Source organism: Sulfurimonas sp. NWX367, assembly GCF_039667065.1.
Lineage (GTDB): Bacteria > Campylobacterota > Campylobacteria > Campylobacterales > Sulfurimonadaceae > Sulfurimonas > Sulfurimonas hydrogeniphila.
The window spans coordinates 629,668-650,424 of record NZ_JALCZM010000001.1; the positions used below are offsets into that span (position 1 = coordinate 629,668).

General features: G+C 33.9%; 23 protein-coding genes. 17 read left to right on the plus strand and 6 right to left on the minus strand.

What is annotated here, in order from left to right; genetic code table 11:
- Nucleotides 1–33 precede the first annotated feature (33 nt).
- Together MNY28_RS03255 and MNY28_RS03260 are read right to left on the minus strand one after the other, a co-directional pair.
- On the minus strand, nt 34–297 hold the full coding sequence (locus tag MNY28_RS03255) for a hypothetical protein (RefSeq protein WP_346388889.1): 264 nt from the start codon (nt 295–297) through the stop codon (nt 34–36).
- A gap of 9 nt (nt 298–306) precedes the next feature.
- Nucleotides 307–984, minus strand: coding sequence for a F0F1 ATP synthase subunit A (locus MNY28_RS03260; protein WP_151900090.1), 678 nt, complete (start codon nt 982–984; stop codon nt 307–309).
- A 111-nt stretch (nt 985–1,095) separates the two neighbouring features.
- Between MNY28_RS03260 and MNY28_RS03265 the strand changes: the two genes are divergently transcribed.
- A complete protein-coding gene (locus MNY28_RS03265) occupies nt 1,096–1,671 on the plus strand; it encodes a DUF3365 domain-containing protein (protein WP_346388890.1) in 576 nt (191 codons plus the stop codon).
- A gap of 20 nt (nt 1,672–1,691) precedes the next feature.
- On the opposite strand, the gene rny is transcribed toward MNY28_RS03265, so the two are convergent.
- A complete protein-coding gene (gene rny / locus MNY28_RS03270; protein WP_151900088.1) occupies nt 1,692–3,260 on the minus strand; it encodes a ribonuclease Y in 1,569 nt (522 codons plus the stop codon).
- Nucleotides 3,261–3,284: 24 nt separating this feature from the next.
- On the minus strand, nt 3,285–3,851 hold the full coding sequence (locus MNY28_RS03275) for a 5-formyltetrahydrofolate cyclo-ligase (RefSeq protein WP_151900087.1): 567 nt from the start codon (nt 3,849–3,851) through the stop codon (nt 3,285–3,287).
- Nucleotides 3,852–3,917: 66 nt separating this feature from the next.
- Here MNY28_RS03275 and MNY28_RS03280 point away from each other — a divergent pair, with 66 nt between their 5' ends.
- The 7 genes from MNY28_RS03280 (at nt 3,918) to acpS (ending at nt 10,036) form a co-directional block, all read left to right on the plus strand.
- A complete protein-coding gene (locus MNY28_RS03280; protein ID WP_346388891.1) occupies nt 3,918–4,481 on the plus strand; it encodes a TlpA disulfide reductase family protein in 564 nt (187 codons plus the stop codon).
- 2 nt (nt 4,482–4,483) lie between these two features.
- Nucleotides 4,484–5,362, plus strand: coding sequence for a signal recognition particle-docking protein FtsY (gene ftsY, locus MNY28_RS03285; protein WP_346388892.1), 879 nt, complete (start codon nt 4,484–4,486; stop codon nt 5,360–5,362).
- A 105-nt stretch (nt 5,363–5,467) separates the two neighbouring features.
- Entirely contained in the window at nt 5,468–6,652 is a 1,185-nt protein-coding gene (locus MNY28_RS03290; protein WP_346388893.1) for an AAA family ATPase, read from the plus strand.
- 697 nt (nt 6,653–7,349) lie between these two features.
- Nucleotides 7,350–8,696, plus strand: coding sequence for a DNA repair protein RadA (gene radA, locus MNY28_RS03295; protein WP_346388894.1), 1,347 nt, complete (start codon nt 7,350–7,352; stop codon nt 8,694–8,696).
- 70 nt (nt 8,697–8,766) lie between these two features.
- The gene (locus MNY28_RS03300; RefSeq protein WP_151900081.1) at nt 8,767–9,027 is read left to right on the plus strand and encodes a hypothetical protein; all 261 of its coding nucleotides are present in this window, start codon (nt 8,767–8,769) and stop codon (nt 9,025–9,027) included.
- A gap of 64 nt (nt 9,028–9,091) precedes the next feature.
- Entirely contained in the window at nt 9,092–9,649 is a 558-nt protein-coding gene (gene fliL, locus MNY28_RS03305; protein WP_151900080.1) for a flagellar basal body-associated protein FliL, read from the plus strand.
- A 3-nt stretch (nt 9,650–9,652) separates the two neighbouring features.
- Nucleotides 9,653–10,036, plus strand: coding sequence for a holo-ACP synthase (gene acpS / locus MNY28_RS03310; protein WP_151900079.1), 384 nt, complete (start codon nt 9,653–9,655; stop codon nt 10,034–10,036).
- Here acpS and thiS read toward each other — a convergent pair.
- Entirely contained in the window at nt 10,004–10,204 is a 201-nt protein-coding gene (gene thiS / locus MNY28_RS03315) for a sulfur carrier protein ThiS (protein ID WP_346388895.1), read from the minus strand. The genes acpS and thiS overlap by 33 nt on opposite strands.
- A gap of 163 nt (nt 10,205–10,367) precedes the next feature.
- Nucleotides 10,368–11,459, minus strand: a complete 1,092-nt coding sequence (locus tag MNY28_RS03320) for a DUF1887 family CARF protein (protein WP_346388896.1) — start codon at nt 11,457–11,459, stop codon at nt 10,368–10,370.
- 115 nt (nt 11,460–11,574) lie between these two features.
- Here MNY28_RS03320 and MNY28_RS03325 point away from each other — a divergent pair, with 115 nt between their 5' ends.
- From MNY28_RS03325 to cmr6, 9 genes are read left to right on the plus strand one after another with little or no spacing between them, the layout of a single operon-like run.
- The gene (locus MNY28_RS03325) at nt 11,575–12,498 is read left to right on the plus strand and encodes a WYL domain-containing protein (RefSeq protein WP_346388897.1); all 924 of its coding nucleotides are present in this window, start codon (nt 11,575–11,577) and stop codon (nt 12,496–12,498) included.
- 53 nt (nt 12,499–12,551) lie between these two features.
- Nucleotides 12,552–13,076, plus strand: a complete 525-nt coding sequence (locus MNY28_RS03330) for a hypothetical protein (protein WP_346388898.1) — start codon at nt 12,552–12,554, stop codon at nt 13,074–13,076.
- A 10-nt stretch (nt 13,077–13,086) separates the two neighbouring features.
- Nucleotides 13,087–15,255, plus strand: coding sequence for a CorA family divalent cation transporter (locus MNY28_RS03335; RefSeq protein ID WP_346388899.1), 2,169 nt, complete (start codon nt 13,087–13,089; stop codon nt 15,253–15,255).
- Entirely contained in the window at nt 15,248–16,330 is a 1,083-nt protein-coding gene (locus tag MNY28_RS03340) for a hypothetical protein (protein ID WP_346388900.1), read from the plus strand. Before MNY28_RS03335 ends, MNY28_RS03340 begins: the two co-directional genes overlap by 8 nt.
- Entirely contained in the window at nt 16,327–17,589 is a 1,263-nt protein-coding gene (locus MNY28_RS03345; protein ID WP_346388901.1) for a type III-B CRISPR-associated protein Cas10/Cmr2, read from the plus strand. Before MNY28_RS03340 ends, MNY28_RS03345 begins: the two co-directional genes overlap by 4 nt.
- The gene (locus MNY28_RS03350; protein ID WP_346388902.1) at nt 17,589–18,554 is read left to right on the plus strand and encodes a hypothetical protein; all 966 of its coding nucleotides are present in this window, start codon (nt 17,589–17,591) and stop codon (nt 18,552–18,554) included. The genes MNY28_RS03345 and MNY28_RS03350 overlap by 1 nt, the downstream gene beginning before the upstream one ends.
- 1 nt (nt 18,555) lies before the next feature.
- Nucleotides 18,556–19,374: a type III-B CRISPR module RAMP protein Cmr4 gene (gene cmr4, locus MNY28_RS03355; RefSeq protein ID WP_346388903.1), complete on the plus strand. Its 819-nt coding sequence runs from the start codon at nt 18,556–18,558 to the stop codon at nt 19,372–19,374.
- Entirely contained in the window at nt 19,374–19,742 is a 369-nt protein-coding gene (locus MNY28_RS03360) for a type III-B CRISPR module-associated protein Cmr5 (protein WP_346388904.1), read from the plus strand. The genes cmr4 and MNY28_RS03360 overlap by 1 nt, the downstream gene beginning before the upstream one ends.
- A gap of 1 nt (nt 19,743) precedes the next feature.
- A complete protein-coding gene (gene cmr6, locus MNY28_RS03365; RefSeq protein ID WP_346388905.1) occupies nt 19,744–20,757 on the plus strand; it encodes a type III-B CRISPR module RAMP protein Cmr6 in 1,014 nt (337 codons plus the stop codon).

Consider the following 20,757-nt stretch of genomic DNA (forward strand, 5'->3'; position numbering starts at 1 on the left):
TCTTATTTTAACCAATGTATGCTTTAAAGGACGTTATGAAGTGACTTGAGTATAGATTTCTTCTAAGAGTTCGGTTTGTTTTTTCGCTTCCTGCAGTCGCTGTTTATTGACTAAAAAAGCATCGATTGCGAGAATAAGAAAGAGTGAGATAAAGATATATACCATCGTGGTAAAAATCGCTATTACGATTCCGAAATTGATAAATATCTTGAAAGTAAACAGAGCACCGAACAATACTATTGCCCATGATGCTCCAAGCAAAAAGCTTATAATTTTTTCATAAATGTCTTTTTGCATTGAGAGAAATTAGATAGTCTCATCGACAAGTAATGAACCACCAAGGTAAACATATGTAAGCATCATAAAGATAAACGCCTGCAAAAATGCCATAAATGTCAACAGAGCAAACGGAACAATCGGCAATATCCAAGGAGCAAGCATCAATATTACCATCAAGAACATATCATCCCCTTTTACATTTCCAAAAAGACGGAATGTCAAAGAGATAATACGGGAGATATGAGACACAATCTCAATCGGGAACATTAACCAGTACAGCCACCAGACAGGTCCAAGAAAGTGCTTGAGATAAAGCAGCAGACCATGCTCTTTAATACCAACATAGTTGTAATACACAAATACAGTTATAGCAAGAGCCAAAGGCATTTCCAACATTGCTGTAGGCGCTTCAAATCCTGGGAATATTCCAATAATATTTGCAATTCCAACAAACAAACCGATAGTTGCTACCAGTGCAACATATTTACGGGCATGCAATCTGCCCATTACATCTGTACCCATAGACCATACACCCTGCACGTATGCTTCCATCAGGTTTTGTGTCCCTTTGGGTACAAGTTGTAAATTTGACATAGCCACTCTCGCTAAGATTAAAGCTATACCGGCTGATAGCAACATGTGACTCATAAAAATAAACGTTTTATCTTCTGAGATAAGTCCGAAAAAAGTAAACAGTTCACCCATAGGTGTGCTCCCTTGTCTTTAAATATTGACGCAATTATACTCAAAGTTGCATTAAATTATTCTAAGTTTTGTTATAATCATCCCAAGAATATTTTAATCGAGGAGGATTTCATGAATATTTTAAAATCCGTTACATATATTACATTGAGTGTTTCATTGCTTTTTGGGGCCTCTCAACAGGAAAACAAACAACTGCAGAACATAATAAAAACAGGACAGAAAAGTTCCATGCTGCTGCTAAAAACCTTGGGTTCCAATATGAAAAGAAATATGAAAGCAGGCGGTCCTATGCAAGCCCTTGATTTCTGTACACAAAAAGCCTATACCCTGACAGAGGAAGTGAACAAAAAGCTTCCAAAAGGAGTAACAGTCAAAAGAATCAGTACAAAATACAGAAACCCCGCCAACCAGCCGCAAGGTAATGAACAAGAAGTTTTGGCATCACTTGAAAAGCTCCAAAGCCTACATGTAAAGCTACCAAAACAGTTGATACAAAAAGTAGATGAACATACATACAAATACTATAAACCATTAGTAATAAACAAACAGGTGTGCTTGAAATGTCATGGAAATATACAGAATGAAGCTTTAGAACGTGCCATTGCCCAAAGATATCCGGAAGATAAAGCACAGCACTACAAGATGGGTGACTTGAGAGGAGCCGTCGTTGTTACGATTAAAAAGTAAATAAAGTAGAGTTTTCTACTTTATTTGGCAAATTCCACAGCCCGACTTTCCCGAATAACATTTACTTTAATTTCACCCGGATACTGCACACGATCTTCTATCTCTTTTGCAATTTCTCTTGCCATCAGAATTGACTCATCATCATTTACCAAAGTTGCATTCACGATGACTCTGACTTCTCGTCCGGCATTAATCGCATATGCCTGTTTTACACCGCTGTGACGCGATGCGATATCTTCTATTTCGGTAACACGCTTTAAAAAACTCTCCAGAACTTCTCTTCGTGCACCCGGACGTGCCGCTGAAAGTGCATCTGCAGCACAAACCGCACCACACTCTATGGAGTTGATTTCCTGTTGTCCGTGATGTGCATAGATTGCATTGATGACAACTTCATCTTCATTGTATCTGCGACAAATCTGGGCCCCTAAATCAACATGATTTCCATCCATATCATGCGTCAATGCCTTGCCTATATCATGCAAAAGTCCTGCCCGTTTTGCCAAGATCGGGTCTCCCCCCATTTCTGCAGCCATAATTCCGGCAAGATGGGCAACCTCAAGCGTATGGGCTAACGCATTTTGTCCGTAACTTGCGCGGTAACGCAGTCTTCCGATTAATTTCATAAGTTCCGGGTGCATTACACCGATATTCATTTCTGCTATCAGTTCTTCACCTTCTGCCAAAATTTTGGATTCAAACTCCTCAGAAACTTTTTTAAATATCTCTTCTATTCGCGCAGGCTGAATTCTTCCGTCTTCTATAAGCAACTGCAGTGTTTTTGTTGCAATAGCTCGACGATACAAATTAAAACTGCTCACAAGAATAGCATTTGGTGTGTCATCTATAATGATATCCACACCAAGAAGAGTTTCCAAAGCCTTGATATTTCGCCCTTCTTTACCGATAATGCGGCCTTTGAGTTCATCACTCTCCAAATGAACCAGATTTGTCAATCTCTCAGAAGCAAATTCTCCGGCAAAACGACTCGTTGCCTGTGCCAAAATAAAATTGGCTTTGCGCTCCCCTTCTTGTCTGGCTTCATTTTCATATTTTCTTACAATATGTGCTATCTCGCCACGCGCCTTTTCTTCAATTTTATCAAGAAGAATTTTTTTAGCCTCTTCCTGTGTCATACCTGCACTGTGTTCTATGGTATGGACTGCTTCATCTATTTTCTCTTCATACTTTTTTTTCAGTGAAGCCAGTGATTTTTCATTTCTTTCCAGGTTAACTTTTTGTGCTTTGATTCTGTTTAACTCATTTTGAATGTTTTTTTCTTCATCCTGTATCAAGCGCTTCAGACTTTGTTCTTTGCGTAAAAGTTCATCTTCTCTTTGCGCAAAATCTGCACGTGCACGTTCTTTGGCACTGTCAAAGGCTTTTTGTGCTTCATGCTCTATTTCACGTGCTTTGAGTTTTGCACGTTCCAGAAGTGTCTGTGCTTCATTTTCAATCGCCTTTGCTTTGGCAACCGCCTGTTCAACATATACATCAAAGTTAGCACCGGTTATCTTTTTAGAAATTAAAAAACCAACTACTCCACTTACTGTTGCAATTGCACCACCAAGCAGTATTTCGTTTAACATCTAATAAACCTTTTTATAAAGACCTTAGCTACTCCGTTTACGCAGTGTTCTTGTCGGGGTTATAAGTACATCACATGCCACATCATATGCATCACATATCAAACTGTCTGTGTGACAAAATACCGGTTGTACAAAAATAGTATATGGTTTTTCTTTTAATTTTGCAAAGAAACGATCATACATCCCTTTTCCAAAACCAATTCTCTGTAAATTACCGTCAACTCCCACTGCTGGAACTATAGCTATATCAATTTTATTATTTTTTTTTATTGTATTTCCCGCTTCAAAAATATCAAATTTTTTTTTCTTTAGCGGTAATCTAAATGGTACCATTTTAAAACTTTCGCCTTGCATAAACGGCACAAAAATATCGTGTTTTTTTCTCATTTTTTTAAGCACTTTAAGGATGTCCGCCTCATATGGCAACGGATAAAAAAACAATATTTTCAGTCTTTTGCCGGTTTTAAAATGTTCCAACTCTTTTAAGAGTGCATTATTTATTAAAAAATCTTTATAAAACTTATTGTGTTGTGATGCTTTTTTAATCTTTTGAAGACATATTTGCCTGAAACTGTTTTTTGTAAGAGTCATATTAAATCTTTATCGCTATAATTTTGCATATTTTACACAAATAAACAAACAAAGGCAAAAAAATATATGAGAAACACTCCACTCTTAACTACTTTACTGGCAATCGGATTACTTTTTGGAGCCTGCTCAAAAGAGAAAGAAAACACCCGCCAAGAAGCAAATTCACTCCTTGCAACAAATGAAATCATTTTAACATCACTCGACAACAAACAGCTTGTTGTCGAAAAAGCAGACAATGGACTGCAACTTGAGGGGGCAAAAGGCAAAGTAGTCATTTATGATATATTTGCAACCTGGTGTCCGCCTTGTCAGGCGGAAGCGTCACACCTTGCCTCACTCCAAAAAAAATACAAAGATAAACTCATCATTATTGGGATTAGTGTTGAAAACAATATTCCAAACGAAAAGCTTGAAACATTCAAAAAACAATATAATGCAAACTATACTCTTGTCAATTCAAGTGAAAACTCACGTATCATCAGTGAAATAGCAAAAGAGTTAAAATTAGGCAGAGACTTCGGAATTCCGCTTATGGTTTTATATAAAGACGGTAAAATAATCAATTATTATCAGGGTGCTACAGAAGAAGAGTTTATCGAAAGTGACATTAAAAAAGCGTTAGGAATATAACAATGTTTGGTTTTATAAAAAAATCCCTCAGCAAAACCGTCGCCGCTATAAAAACAGTCGCTCCAAAGAAAAAAATCACTTTTACCAAAGAAGAACTCGAGGACATTTTGCTTGAAGCGGATGTAGAATATGCTTTGGTCGAAATCATTCTCAACGAAATATACCAAGACAAAATCACACGTGAAATTTTGCGTTCCAAACTCTTGGCGACACTGGCATACACCTCTTACAAAGAACCGGAGTTCACACCGCCTTTTGTAGAACTCATAGTCGGCGTCAACGGTGCCGGAAAAACAACCACTATTGCAAAACTCGCTTACAAGTACAAGCAGGAAGGCAAAAAAGTTTTACTCGGTGCAGGCGATACCTTTCGTGCCGCAGCCATCGAACAGCTGACACTTTGGGCAAACAGACTTGACATTCCCATTGTTTCTTCCAAACAGGGACATGACAGCTCGGCAGTTGCCTATGATGCCATAGATTCGGCAAAGGCAAAAGGCATAGACAACGTCATCATTGACACCGCAGGGCGTCTGCACACACAGACAAACCTGGCAAATGAGCTCAAAAAAGTAAAACGCATCTGCGACAAAGCCCACAAAGGCGCACCGCACAGAACCGTACTCATCATAGACGGCACACAGGGCAATTCCGCAATAAGTCAGGCAAAGGCCTTCAATGAGATGATAGGCATAGACGGCATCATCATCACAAAACTCGACGGTACGGCAAAAGGCGGCAGTATCTTCTCCATCGCCTATGCCTTGGAACTTCCTATAATTTACGTAGGCACAGGAGAACAGCCGGAAAATCTCACACCGTTTGACAAATACGAATTTGTAGACGGTCTGCTTGATGCCATTTTTACAGAAGATGCATAACTCTGCTTTTATATTATAGTACTTCATAAAACATACGGATAAAATATGGTTCAAACCATAATTTTATGATATAATATTTATGTTCAAACAATAAAAGGACTTCTAATGCTTCAAACTCTTAAAGATTATCAACTGAACTATTTACGAGTTTTAAAAAGTTCCTATAAGCGCTATATACACAAAAATATAGATTTTTCTCAAAAAATGATAGGTCTCATAGGTGCCAGAGGTGTTGGAAAAACAACTTTCTTATTACAGTATTTACAAGAAAATGATCTGCCTCTTGCTAAAAAGCTTTACTTTAGTGCAGATGCAATAGAAATAGAATCATTGTTTGAGATAGCATACAACTTTTCAAAAGAGGGTGGGAAGCTACTTGTCATAGATGAAATTCATAAATATAAAAATTTTGAAATAGAGCTAAAAAAAATTTATGATATGCTTGATTTACATGTAATATTTTCTGGTTCAAGTGCATTGCAATTAGATAATTCTAAAGGAGATTTAAGCAGACGAGCTGTTCTATACCATATGAAAGGTCTGTCTTTTAGAGAATTTATAGAGTTAAAGAGCTCAAAAAAGTTGCCAACTTTTACATATGAAAAACTTTTTGTCGACCATGAAAATATAGCGTATGAAATATCTTCCAAATTAAAAATTTATGAGTATTGGACGGAGTATCTAAAAATGGGATACTACCCTTTTTATTTTGAAAATGAGGGAAGTTATCTGCTTAGACTCCAAGAGACAATCAATACGGTTATTGAAGTAGATATACCCTCTATTTTTCCGATAGAGTATGATAAAATTATTAAGCTTAAAAAGCTTATAAAATTTGTATGTGAATCTAAACCATTTAAAATCAATATTAAAGAGCTCTCTGTAAAAATAGGTACAAGTGATTACCATACACTCTATAAATATATGGAGTATTTAAAAAGAGGTAAAATTCTTAACCTTTTAAGAGCGAAAACCAAAGGCGATAATATTTTCACTAAGCCGGATAAACTTTATTTGGGAAATACGAATCTTCATTATGCGTATTGCCAAAATATTGAGATAGGTACGATTAGAGAAGTTTTTTTTATGAGTATGTTTGACGATGATGTTCTAAGTGTACCTGCAAAAGGTGATTTTTTAATAAACAATAAATATTTGGTAGAAGTAGGCAGTAAAAATAAAACTTTTAAACAAATAAAAGATATACCAGACAGCTTTGTTGTTGCGGATGATATTGAAATCGGGCACGGCAATAAGATTCCACTCTGGTTGTTTGGGTTTTTATATTAAAATTTATCGTTAAAGCAGGTTGAACATAAGGTAGTAAAAAGGATATTCAATCACAGGGGTGGAATTAGAAGATATGTAACAAAAGAAGAAAATCAAGTTTTTCACTCTCTGAGACATAATCCAAGTTCACAAATGCTTAGAAATGCAGTACACCAAAAACTTCCGAAAGATTTAATAAACAGAATACTTGGACATGAACCTGATAAAGACACTACTACTCAGCAGTATTTTAGTGGGTATAGTGTTAAGGAACTTTTTAAGGGAATTAAGTGGTTGGAGTTTGGAAAATTATAGCTTGATAAATATTTATATTATCAGTTGTATCATTTTAAGCTTTTCTATATATAATTTGTAGGAAGTAGAATAATCTGCAACAGATGTTTGATGTGTCAATATAAAGAGTTGCAAAAATATTATGCAAAAAAAAATTAATACAAAATTACCCCTCTCAATGCCATTAAGTTAAGAAAATAGCTTGATGTTTTCTCGGAACCTAGGTTTTAACCAAGGCCTTAGTCTTGAAAGGCACAAAGCCCGCACTGAAGTACGGGTTTCGAAAAAGCCGCTTAACTTAATGCCATTGGACTACCCCCCCCCTGTGATTGGCTCTTTCTTTTTTATGACAAAATGTCATTTTTTTAATACAAAAATAAAAAATAGATTATAATGTTTTAAATATAAATAAGAGATGATTATTATGGCTAAGAAAAAAGTACTCTTTGAGTGTCAACACTGTGGGCTTACCACACCTAAATGGATGGGAAAATGTACCAACTGCGGTGCCTGGGACAGCTTTGTTGAATTAAACGAGCACCAACAGGAAGTTGTCAAACAGACAAAATCAACGACATCATCATCGGCTAAAGCTGTCAGTATTAATGACATTGTAGAAGAAGAAGTCTATAGATTTTCTTCACTCGACGATGAGCTTGACAATGTTTTAGGAGGAGGCATTGTTCCCGGTTCACTCACACTTATAGGAGGAAGTCCTGGTGTTGGCAAATCAACCCTCTTGCTTAAAGTAGGTTCAAACATTGCATCAACAGGCAAAGATGTACTGTATGTTACAGGAGAGGAATCAGCCGGACAGATAAAACTGCGTGCAAACCGCCTCAAGTCAAACCATGATTCACTCTACCTTTTAAGTGAAATACGACTTGAGCAGATTTTGGTTGAACTTGAACACAGAAAATATGATTTTTTGATTATTGATTCTATTCAAACTATTTACTCGGAAAACATCTCTTCTGCTCCGGGAAGTGTTACACAGGTTCGCCAGATCACTTTTGAATTGATGCGTATTGCCAAAGACAAGGATATAGCCATTTTCATTATCGGGCATATTACAAAAGAAGGCTCTATTGCCGGTCCTCGGGTTTTGGAACATATGGTTGACACCGTTTTGTATTTTGAAGGGGATTCTTCCCAGGAGCTGAGAATTTTACGAGGCTTTAAAAACCGTTTCGGGGCAACAAGTGAAATAGGTGTTTTTGAGATGAAAGCCGAAGGACTTGTGAGTGCCACAGACATTGCTTCACGCTTTTTTAACCGTAACTCCTCTCAAAGCGGTTCTGCACTTACTGTCATTATGGAGGGTTCCCGTCCCATCATTTTAGAAGTTCAGGCGCTTGTGTCAGAATCACACACGCCAAATGCAAAAAGACAGGCAACCGGCTTTGACAACAACCGACTAAATATGCTTTTGGCACTGCTTGAGCGAAAACTGGAGATTCCGCTTTCGGGATATGATGTTTTCATCAATATAACAGGCGGTATTAAAATCACCGAAACAGCAGCCGATTTAGCCATACTCGCAGCAATTATCAGCAGTTTCCGTGATCGTGCCATCTCAAAAGAGACTATTTTTATAGGTGAAGTCTCTCTGGTTGGCGATGTTCGAGAAGTATATGCCCTTGATGCAAGGCTCAAAGAGGCGAGAATGCAAAATATCACCAAGGCACTTGTATCTAAAAAACCACTTGAAAAGACAAGTATAAAAACATTTATAGTCGATGAAGTAACAAAACTTTTGGAGTGGTATTAAATTATACATTTTAAAGTTATATTTGCATAATTTCGTTGTATAATAACTCTATATTTTCAAAAGGCAAAAAATGATAGATGCAGAGTTTAGAAGCGAAGAACGATTTTCAAGATTGTCACTGGCTTACGAATGTGCGAAAGAAAAAGATGATGTATGTGCAAAAATAGAATCAATAATCAATAAATATGCTTTCAAGCCTGACACATATACAACAAAAGTCGCTAACGGAAAAGAAGTTTTGGTTATTGAATTTCATGATGACTGTAATCGTGAAGCCGGACCGATTTTTGAAGAAATAATCAAGTCTCTTGATGTTAAAGTTATTAACTGAAAATAAAAATAATTATTTTTCTGATATACTAACAAAAATAAAACTGTAATTTCAAGGAAGAAATATGGCTGAAGAAAAAGAAACCGAAGAATCCGCACCCGTAGAAAAAAAATCCAGTAATTTGCTGATGATTATTATCATTGTTGTTTTGATTCTTATCATAATTATAGGTGCTGTAGTTGCCTTTTTGTTAATGGGTTCAGATGAAGAAGCAGCAGTCAACAATGCTCCTCAGGCACAGGAAAGAATGGCGGATACACATACAAGCAGAAAGAGTGTATCTAGCAGTTCATTTGACAACAACAGAAAACTGAGTGATATCGGTGTCTTATATCCGCTGGACACTTTTACAGTTAACTTAAAAAGTGATTCAGGAAGAAGATATCTCAAAGCAACAATGTCTTTAGAACTTGATTCTCCCGAGCTCAGTCATGAACTTGACTCAAAAGCACCGGTACTTCGGGACAGAATTATTCGAATACTCAGTTCTAAAACTTTAGAAGAAATCTCTTCCAAAAAAGGCAAACAAAAAGTTTCACAACAAATTATGGATACACTGAACTCTATGATTACTGACGGAAAAATACAAGGTATCTATTTTACTGAATTTGTTATTCAATAATTAATGATTGGTATAGATATCATAAAAGCATCGCGTATGCAGCATCTGATGATGCGGTTCGGCGACAAAGGGCTTCGCAGATTTCTGTCAGAAGATGAGATCAGACTTGTAAAGTCCTACAAAACAGCAGCCGGATTCTGGGCTGCAAAAGAGGCATTTTCTAAAGCACTGGGAACAGGCATAGGTGCCGAATGCTCCTTTTTCGATATGAGAATTTATAAATCGGAAAAAGGCGCTCCACTTTTTGCACTTTCAAAAAAGATCATTGAAAAATTTAAGATTACTGATGTTGCTTTATCGATTACACATGACGGAGACTATGCCATCAGTGTTGTCAATATAGAGTTTTTAAACTCACCCTCCTCCGACAAAATCAAGCAGTTCTAATTTATCATTATCTTTTAAAACTTTTTTATCCCAGTCATTTTGCTTTACGATTTCCATGTTTACTGCCGCTGCCATAACTTTATCAACCAAATCAAGTTCTTTTAGAATTTCCAAGAGTGTTATATCTTCTTTAAAAACTTTGCTGTTTCCATTTACAATTATTTTCATAAAAACTTTCCCAATTTATTTTTTCTATTGCTAAATTATATCTATTTTACTTGAATATACAGGTAATATTTGATATAGCAATCCAAATTTTAAAAAAAGTTAAATAATTATTCTGCGAACTCTAAATACTGATGCTCTGACAAGCGTTTTAATTTATCCAACTTTATAATAAGAATAAATTTTGAATTTCTTCTAAAAATTCACTTTTATTGTGTATAACAGAACCACGAAGGATGATATTATTTAAAATACCTCTTCTGTATGGTGTCAGTTTTTTGTTTTGTGTATCATATATATCTTGTTTATATTGTATTTCATTCGTCAATATCATTATTTTACAGTCATCATCTATAAGGTTGATGAGTGCACTGTATTTATATATAAGTTCAGGTTTGTTATTATTTTTTTTAAATTTACACTCTATCATATGAAGATGATTGTTTTTCATTAAAAGTATGTCAAACTCATTAATAATATTGATGCTATTGTTAAACGGTTGCTTTACAATTGTACCAACTTCTATATCATCAAATGGAAGTTCTTTTATTAATAGATAAATATAATATTCAAAAAGTCCTCCCGTAATTAAAGGACCGTCATTAACAATATCAATTTTCATATTTTTTATTAGTTGATAAGCCCTTGGATACCTATTTGTTTGTAAAGATTTTTGTTGACTTATATCTCTGTTTAAGCGTTCAAGTTCATTAGAGTACGTATTAAAAAGTTCAAGGATTTCATATTTATACTTGTGTGCAAACTCTTTATTTCCTCTTTGTTCAACGGTAAACCCCTTAAGTTCAAAATGTTCGACTATAGAGAGTGAATTTTTCAATGTAATGTTTTGCATACCTTTTTTTGTTATCAGGTTGTAACTGTTCTCATACATATCATAACTTAAAAAATTACCACCACGTTCTAACAGTCCCATAGCAAGAAGCAGACCAATATTTGCCAATCCATCTGTAATATTAAGATAAACTTGAGACATTTCCGGTTCTATTTCTTCAATTCTTTTAATAAGCCTTTTAATGCTTGCAACAGAATCTTCATCGACGACAAAAGCTTCTGTTGTTATATTAAGTGCCTTTTTTATATTGAATTTTTCAAGTGCTTTAACAATCTGTCTCTGCTTTCTTCTCTCACCAAAAGCATCATCATTAACCACAATATGATGTGTAACTCTCTTTTTTAATTCATTATATAATGGAAAAAGTGAGGAATGAAAATCTCCAATAATTGAAATAAGTAACATAAAATAAAACCTTTCATAAATTTTAGAAAACTATAACTCTTTTTTTGTTTAAAATAAATTAAATTAAGAATATCAATATATAATATTTCCTCCAATTTTAAACGGAATAAAATACATGAAAAAAGACTATGATAAAACACTGACACGACTTGTAGGTATTCTTACAAAACTCTCTAATGAAGAGATGCCAACCTCCAAAGAGTTAGCAGATGAATATAATGTAAGTATGCGAACAATTCAAAAAGACATAAAAGAACGACTTCATTATTACCCAATAGTAAAAGACAATGAGCATAGATTTCGATTTGAGTACGGTTATTCACTTAAACGTACAACTTTGACAAATGATGAGATGGTGTTTTTAAATCTTGCCCTTACACAGTTTGAAAATGTAGATGATATCGATAAAATAAAAGATAGCATCTATAAAAAAATAATAAATAAAAACTTTTATTCGCCCTATTTTATCAAGCAGGCTGATCTTGAAGATTTAGATATTGAATCACCTTTCATATCGGAACTTGAGCAGATTATAGAAGATAAAAAAATTGTATACATTACTTTTACAAATCAAAAAAAAGAACTTGAACTTTACAAAATCGCTGCTTTTGATGGTTTTTGGTATATTTTAGCAAAAGATATCGAGGAGCAAAAAGTAAAAGTATTTCGTCTTTCAGACATCAAACATATAAAAAAGACAGAAAAATATCATCATACGAGTAACAAGTATATAGAAGAAGTTTTAGGTCGTGTACACTCCGCTTTTTTTGAAGATGGAAATTCTTTTGAGGTTGAAGTAAAAGTATATAAAGAAATTGCTATCTATTTTAAAAATAGAGAATTTTTAGAATCTCAAGAAATTTTAGATACTTATGAAGATGGTTCTTTGCGAGTAAAATTTTGTGTAAGTCATGATGAAGATATTGACAATATTATAAAGTCATGGCTTCCGCATATTGAAGTACTAAAACCAAAGAGGTACAAGGATAAATTACTAAATGAGCTGCAAAACTACATAAAAAATTTAAAAACGAATTAATGGTGTCGTTTATGCTGTATATAATTTTATAAATGAAAAAAAAGGTTGAAAATATGACAAAAATCGTAGCAACAATGGTAATGGGAATTGTAATTACAACCAGTGCACAGGCAAATAATGTATATAGCAATACAAATCGTATTTGGTTTAATAATACAGCTCTTAGTAAAGTAAAAATAGGAGGAGGAGTAGATAACTCAAACCTCTATATAGGTATAGATTGGATGACACCTTCGCAAAAAGGTTTTAGTATTGGACTTGGTACTGATTATTTAAACTATGCAGGACCAAAGAACAGTTCACAAACTTATGGAAGTATATATACTTTTGGTGCTGAACTAAAAGTTGCTTATGACATTGGTGAATTAAGTGCCGGGTATTTTCCTGTTCAACTTAAAGCAGGGTATGGCTATGGAGTAGCAAGGATTAACACATTAAACAAATGGGGTACGAACTACAGTGTAGCAGCAGAAGTAAATGTTTATAAAGGAATGGGCATCGGTATCGCACATCATTGGCAAGATACTGATATGATTAATTTTGATGATACTGTTGTCTATTTTTCTATAGCTTATTAAAAGTATAACAATGGCACAAATCTTTTTACTTGGTGGAAATGATCTTGAAATGATAGAAATAAAACATCTGCTGGAGCAATCCGGCAAGTGTTTTTACGATAGAGAACTCACATGGGGTGCAAAACTCAGTGACTATAAAGATATCTTCAATGATACAGATACCTTTATAGCCATTGAATTACAAGAAGATATAACACCACCAAAAAATTACAAAACTATAGATCATCATGGAAAATTTTCGCAAAGAGAGAGTTCACTTCAACAGTTGGCAAAAATACTTGGTTTAGATCTTAATCGATGGCAACAACTCGTAGCGGCTAATGATGCACACTATATCTCAGGTCTTAAACAACTCTGTGCAACACCAGAAGAAATAGAAAAGATTCGCAAAGCAGACAGAATAGCTCACGGTGTTACTTTAGAGGATGAAGCAGCAGCCAAACAATCACTCCAAACTCTAAACGGTCAAAATATTATCTACTCCCACACATCACACTTTAGTACAATTTCAGACAGAGTTTGCAATGAATTTACACACTATGTCATCTATAATGATGAAAAAATTGTTTTTTATGGCTATGAAATAAAAAAAGTTATAGAGTTTTTACATAGAAATAAAATTGATGATAGTAATTACTATTTTGGTGGCGGAGAATATGGATTTTTAGGGATTATAGAGGGAACTTTGTCAGGAAAAGAGATACAAAAACTAATAAAGGAGTTTGAAAATATGCAAAAGCAAAAAGAGATTATCAGTTATCATACGTTTATGTTGCCTTTTACATTCAAAGGAGCATTTCAAAAAAAAGAAAGCTGGATCTATAAACCATATGCTGTTGAAAACCGTGAGACATACAATGAGTACCTTTACTTCTACAAACATGTTCAAGAAGCTCTTTTTAACAAAAAAGGAGAAGGAGACTCTTTTTCTGACTACTATGAATATAAAATACAAGAAGGTATATATGTTATTGATTGTAAAAAAGGAAAGTATACACTTGAAATTGACGGTATCTCTTTACGTACTTTTCAAACAGATGTCGCCATTTTAACATTTAATCTGATCAACAAAGAGTATGGCAATCCTCAAGATATTTTAGCAATTAATGACTATGGCAGAAGAATATATCCTCCATTTTTAAACCTGGAAAAAGGTTTACAAGGGACAAAAGAGGTTCTTTTGGCAAATGCACTTACATTGCAACTGCAAGGGGAAGACCCTATAGAAGAAAATTTTTGCCGTTTTGAAGAAGTAAAGGATCATGATGCTGAAGACCTTTTGCCATCTTTTATTAAAATTCTTATAAAGAAGAATTTTTCTGAACAGAAAATTAAACCAATCATAGATGACAGAATGTTTCTACTTTCTCAGTACCACAATGATGACATAGTAAATAAACTAAAAGTATTTGATGAGGACAAAAATGAATATGCGTATGCAAAGAGTGATTTTTGGTATGAGTATCTCTTTGTAGATGGTAACGGTAAAACCTGTCAAAGCAGACATATGTGTCAAAAACTCATCACTGAGTCAAGTTATGATAGATGGATAGAATCAGGAACCCTCTTTGGCATCAGCCGTTACTCTTTTGTATCGCTTACAGGAAAGGAATTTGGGAATAATATACTCTTGGGGCATACACGTACAATCTACTTTCAAATGTTTACACTTTTATTGGCCTACCGTGCAAGTATCATTAAGTTTTCAGATGAGATACAAAATACAACAGATAATAAGAACAGAGATTTGTCACAATCAACAAGAAAACTCTATAAAAAGTACTTAAATTATTTAAACAAACTCTACTTTAAAGAACTTACGGCACAAGATCAGGGCATAGAACTTTATAACCAAGCAATGCAGATAATGGAAATTCCAAAATATATGCACGATCTTGACAATGAGATGAATGAGTTACATACGTTTGTAGAAATGATTGAGGAGAAAGAAACAACAAAGACAATGAATAAGCTTACAGAGCTTGGAACTATATTTTTACCGGGAACATTCATAGCCGGTATGCTTGGTATGAATGTACTTCCTGCCGGTATTTCTGGATGGCTGTGGAGCGGAGTTACATTTCTTGGTATTTTCTATGTAACAAAGAAAATTACGCAACGCTATAATATTAATCTTAAAACATTTTTCACATCACCAAAAAAGGAGCATCATGAGTAAATTTAAGCGCGAGTTCACTCTCAAACAACACACCCCCATCATTCACTTTCAAAGTGAACAAAACGGGGCGACATTAAGAGCTACGGAATTAAAACCAAAATTTGATCGGTTTTTATTGGAAAATGTAAAAGGTTTGCCTTATATAAAAAATATAAATGGGCATAAATCATTAGATTATAAGGTGAAGATAGAACCTAATCTTGCATCGAGTAAAAAAATAGAAAAAGGATCTCTTTTTTTTGGGAATATTGGAGATGGTAAAGAAAAAGAGTACAAAGAGTACACAAAACCTTTTAAAATAGTCTTTTTAAGCTTCCTACCAGAGATTTTAGATGCTATCGATAATAATTTCGAGGCATTTTTGGCAAATACCAACTTTGGAACAAGGCAAAGTAAAGGGTATGGAAGTTTTTATTTAGCAAATAAAAAATTCAATCAAGATTTAGTCCTAGAAAAGGTTTATACTTTTTCATCAAAAGATTGGGAAAAAAATGTAGGGCTGTTTTATCAGTTTTTAAGACAAGGTATAAATCTTTCAATGCGCCCATCAAGTCCTTTTTATACAAAACCAATTATCTTTGCATATGCTAAAAGTAAAGGATGGCAATGGGAGAAAAAAAGCATAAAAGAGAAATTCTTTGCAAACAAGCTTCAAGAACAACAAAACAAACATCAAAGTGATGTTTTACTGTTTTCATCAGACAAAAAACTTCTCTTACGTGATCTTTTTGGACTTTCATCTTCTCAAGAGTGGAAAAGTTATAATGTAACAATAGAGAAAGAGCATCAAGACATAGAACGTTTTCAATCACCGATAACGTTTAAGATAGCAGACGAAAGAGTCTATTTCTGGGCAGATAAAAGTGTCCAAAAATTACTTGATCAAGAATTCACTATCAAAGTAAAGAGAAAAGGAGATCTAAAACTCTCTACTCCAAAAAGTTTCAGCTTCGATGATTTTTTTGCTTTTGCTTTTCGCCTTAATTTAGAGACATATATTGAGAGTAAATATCATAAAGCAAATGAGTATGCTGTACTTAAAAAAATATTTAATGAAATAAAGGCTGGCTTATGAAATATATAGGACTAACAATAGGACCAATTTATAAAACACTGAAAAAAGCCAAAAAGCCAAAAGAACTTTTTAGCAGCAGTTATATTTTCTCTTATATTATGAAAGAGATAGTACAAAAATTTAAAACAAGAAAGTTTATTACTCCATATGTAAATGATGATGTATTTAAAATAGATAAAGTTGGATTATTTCATGATCGCTTGATTTTTAAATCACAAAAAGGTGATGCTGAAGCGTTAGAGCGTTGTATTGATGAAGTATTAAATGATGTCGCTCAAAAACTTGCTGTTTCTTTTGAAAATGTTAAAAATTATTTACAAATTCACTTCATTGAAAAAGAGTTGAGTGCAGATGCAAACCCTATTATAAAGCTTACTCCGTATCTTGATACCAAGGAGCTTATGTTTGAAGTAACACAAGATGAAAGTTTTGCAAATGCTCTCAGAAGAAAAAAGGGTGATAAAGATAACTTTCTTACAGAGGGAAAAAATATAGTAGATGATATTAAAAAACTTTGCTATCATAATTACTACTGTATTGTTCATGCAGATGGTGATAAAATGGGAGTGGCAATAGAAAAACCAGAAAATATCTCTAAAGTTTCCCAAGCACTCTTTCACTACTGCCAAAATGCACATGAAAGTGTTAAAAAATTTGGCGGACAGACAATATTTGCCGGTGGAGATGATTTACTCTTTTTCGCTCCGGTTATAGGTAAAGATAAAAGTACAATTTTTAATCTTTGTGACAAGATTGCACAAGACTTCAGTACCAATATTCCCGAAGCAACATTAAGTTTTGGTATCTCCATCAACTATGTTAAATTTCCTCTTTATGAGGCACTTGAAAACTCAAGAAAACAACTTTTTGCAAAAGCAAAAACAGAAGATAAAAACAGTGTCGCTTTTCAAGTCACCAAACATAGCGGACAAAGCTTTGAAACAATAATTCGCAAAAACGATACAGAGGTATATCAAAAGTTCTTAAAACTGATGACAACACTTGAAGATGAGCAAAACAACAGTAACTTTTTACATTCCCTGCACCATAAAATAAAGAGTTACAAAACAACATTAAATGAAATTTTACATAATGAAAAAAAATTACATAACTTCTTTGATAACTATTTTAATGAAGCTGGGCATAGTGAATACAAAGATTTTTTTGATGAACTTGTATCATATATGGCTGCTTCAAAAGATCTAAATCAGGTCTATGCAACGCTCCGTTTTATGAAGTTTGTAAAAGGAGATAAATAATGAAATATCTTATAACACTAAAAGCACTTGAACCTTTCTTGTTTGGTGGTGAAGATACTTATGGAACACTAGGGGATAAAACAAATGGCACATATCTGGTAAAATCACGTCAATTTCCACAGCAGAGTGCACTTTTGGGAATGCTCAAAAAAGAGATTATGACACAAGCAGGTGTACTCACTCGTAAGATAAGAGGAGAATGGATTGATAAAAAAGATAAAGAAGATGCAAAAAAGCTTACCGGCACGCAAAAGTTTGATATCTTAGCAACACAGACACAAGATTTTGGTGTTATTAAAAGCCTGTCGCCACTCTTTTTAATGAACGAAAAAAAATCATTTATAAAGAAAGTAGATATAGACAGCTACTCTTATAAAGATGGTCTCCTCAAAGGATACAATCCAAAAAAAGATATTTATGATAATTTTGTTTCAACAAAGACGCATACAAAATTATCTAGCAGTGATATATTTCAACCAATCCAACAAACAGGTAACAAAAAAAACGGTGGAGACAATTCACTCTTTAAAAAAACAACGTACCTGCTACGGGATAATTTTGTTTTTGCTTTTTATCTTGATGTTGATTTCGAACTAAAAAGTAGTCTTATAACTCTTGGGGCAGATAGAAGTAAATTTCTTATGCAGGTAAAAGAGTCTTCAGACAGTGTGCAATATGAAGATAAAAACGGTTACTTGACACTTTTAAGTGATGCCTATATTACACTTGAAAATATTGCACAACATTGTGACTTTGCTGTGACAAGTGAAATAAGTTTTCGAACTTTACAAAACAAAAAACATGTAACACAGCACAATAAATTTCAAAAAAGTAAAAAAGTAAATCTTTATGAAAAGGGCTCTGTCTTCATTAACCCTTCTCAAGATTTACTGCAAAACCTCAACAACACAAACTGTCAAAAAATTGGCTTAAATATATATTCATACAAACAGGGAGATAAATAAAATGAAAATAGAACTTTATAAAATCAATACACTCAGTAACTTACATGTAGGTAGCGGAGATATAAACTTTGACATTATTGACAACCAGGTACAAAGAGATGCTATTACAAATCTTCCAAATATTAACTCTTCTAGTCTCAAAGGTGCTTTTCGTGAAGTATTTTCATCTGAAAATGGTTCTAAAGCCCTGGTAGAGTATATCTTTGGACCTGATAATATTTCAAACGATTCTCATCAAACAGGAGCATATAGTTTTTTTGAAGCACAAATACTTACACGTCCTGTTCGCAGTAATGTAAAAGCATATTTTAATGCAACTTCCCCTTTAGTTATTCAAAATTTCTTAGAAACAATTGAAAATTTCAATATTGATTTTGATGCAGAAACAAAAAAAGTATTGCAACGCTTTGCTGATTTAAAAGTACAAAAGAGTTCACCACTGATTTTTCAAAATATAAAAAATGCTATTTTGGAAGATGACAAAGCAACTGTCAGTAACTTTGATACAACAGTTTTAGAAAAATTTTTAGGAAAAAATTTAGCACTTTTTGATGATGCTGACTTTAAGCAACTAGAACTTCCTGTATTAGCTCGTAACGCCTTAGAAAATGGAATAAGTCAAAATTTGTGGTATGAAGAGGTCGTTCCGAAAAAAACACAGTTTTTCTTTTGTATTGCAAAACCTGATAATATTGATGAAAAAGATGCCAAAAAGATAGCAGGCTTTGAAAATAGATTTCACAATGAGGGTTCTATAGTTCAATTTGGTGCCAACAAATCTATAGGTTATGGCTTTTCTAAAGTAACAAGGATTTCATAATGAGTAAAAAAAATATTGAAAAGCATATACCAAAAGCTATAAAAGTTTTAGAACGTACATTTGAAAATGGTGTTATTCCATCAGCATACAATGGCTATATATCTTCTTTTGGTGCGAGTGTGATTCAGAGTGGTTTAAAGCCGACACTTGCACTCTTTGAAAACACAGATGCAAACACTAAAGAGGACAAAAGTTATTTAACAAAGATTATTTTACAGATACTAGATCAAGATACACAGGAGAGTTCTTTGTTAAAGTATATTCTCCCAAAACAAAAAAATGAAGCATATCTCAAACAACAGATATTGGATATTGCTGTAGCTGTGAAGCTAAGCATAAGAACATTTAAACTCAAAAAAGGTGAATAACATGGGTGCAAATATTGGATGGCTCTTTTACAAAGAGTATTTTAAAGATATCAACTATGCAGATATATCAGACGCTAAAAATGAATCTTTGATTCAGCAAAAAGTAGATAATATCATCAAACAAAAGCCAGAGTTAGAATCAAAAGATTTTTTGGGAAATATCCACTTTACGGCAACAACCACCTACCCTGGACTTTTGCTTGGAAGTGGTAATGCCCATGAACTTCCAAGTATTAAAGGACAGGCTATCTTAGGTTTCTCTTTTGACTATACAACAGGTCTCCCGGTAATTGCTGGTTCTTCCGTAAAAGGGGTACTTAGAAGTATTTTTAAACATAAAGAATATATTCAGGAATTACTTGAAGATAAAACTGTTGATATAGAAGCACTTGAGCGTGAAATTTTTACCAATGGCGATATTTTTTTTGATGCAACTGTCTCAAAAAGCGGACGCAATCTTTTGGGTGATGATTTTCTAACACCACATGATGAAAACGGATTAAAAAATCCCATACCGCTTCGCTTTATAAAAGTGATGCCGGGCGTAACTTTTACATTTGAGTTTAAACTCAAAGATGGCATTATTACAAAAGAGCAAAAAGCACTGCTTTTTGCCAATATCCTGGCAGACAGAGGTATAGGAGCCAAAACAAATGTAGGCTATGGGCAGTTTGAGGCGAACCTTGCACAAAAGGCAAAAAATCAGATTCAAGATTATCAAGAAGAGCTTAAAAAACAAGAACTTGAGCGGAAAGAGAAAGAAGAACAATTACAAAAAGAAGCAGCTCTTTCTGCGCTTGACTCAAATGTAGAAAAAATTAAAGTGAGCATCGCAAACTATACTAAATCAGATACAAAACTGATTTTTGAGACTATAGAACTGTATGAACTTGCAGTCGATGAAAAAAATGAACTTGCTGACTTTCTTGAGAGCCATATAGGTCCAAAACCTACACCAAAAAACAAAGCGCCTATTAAATGGGCGATAAAAGTTTATGAACTTTTGGGAAGATAG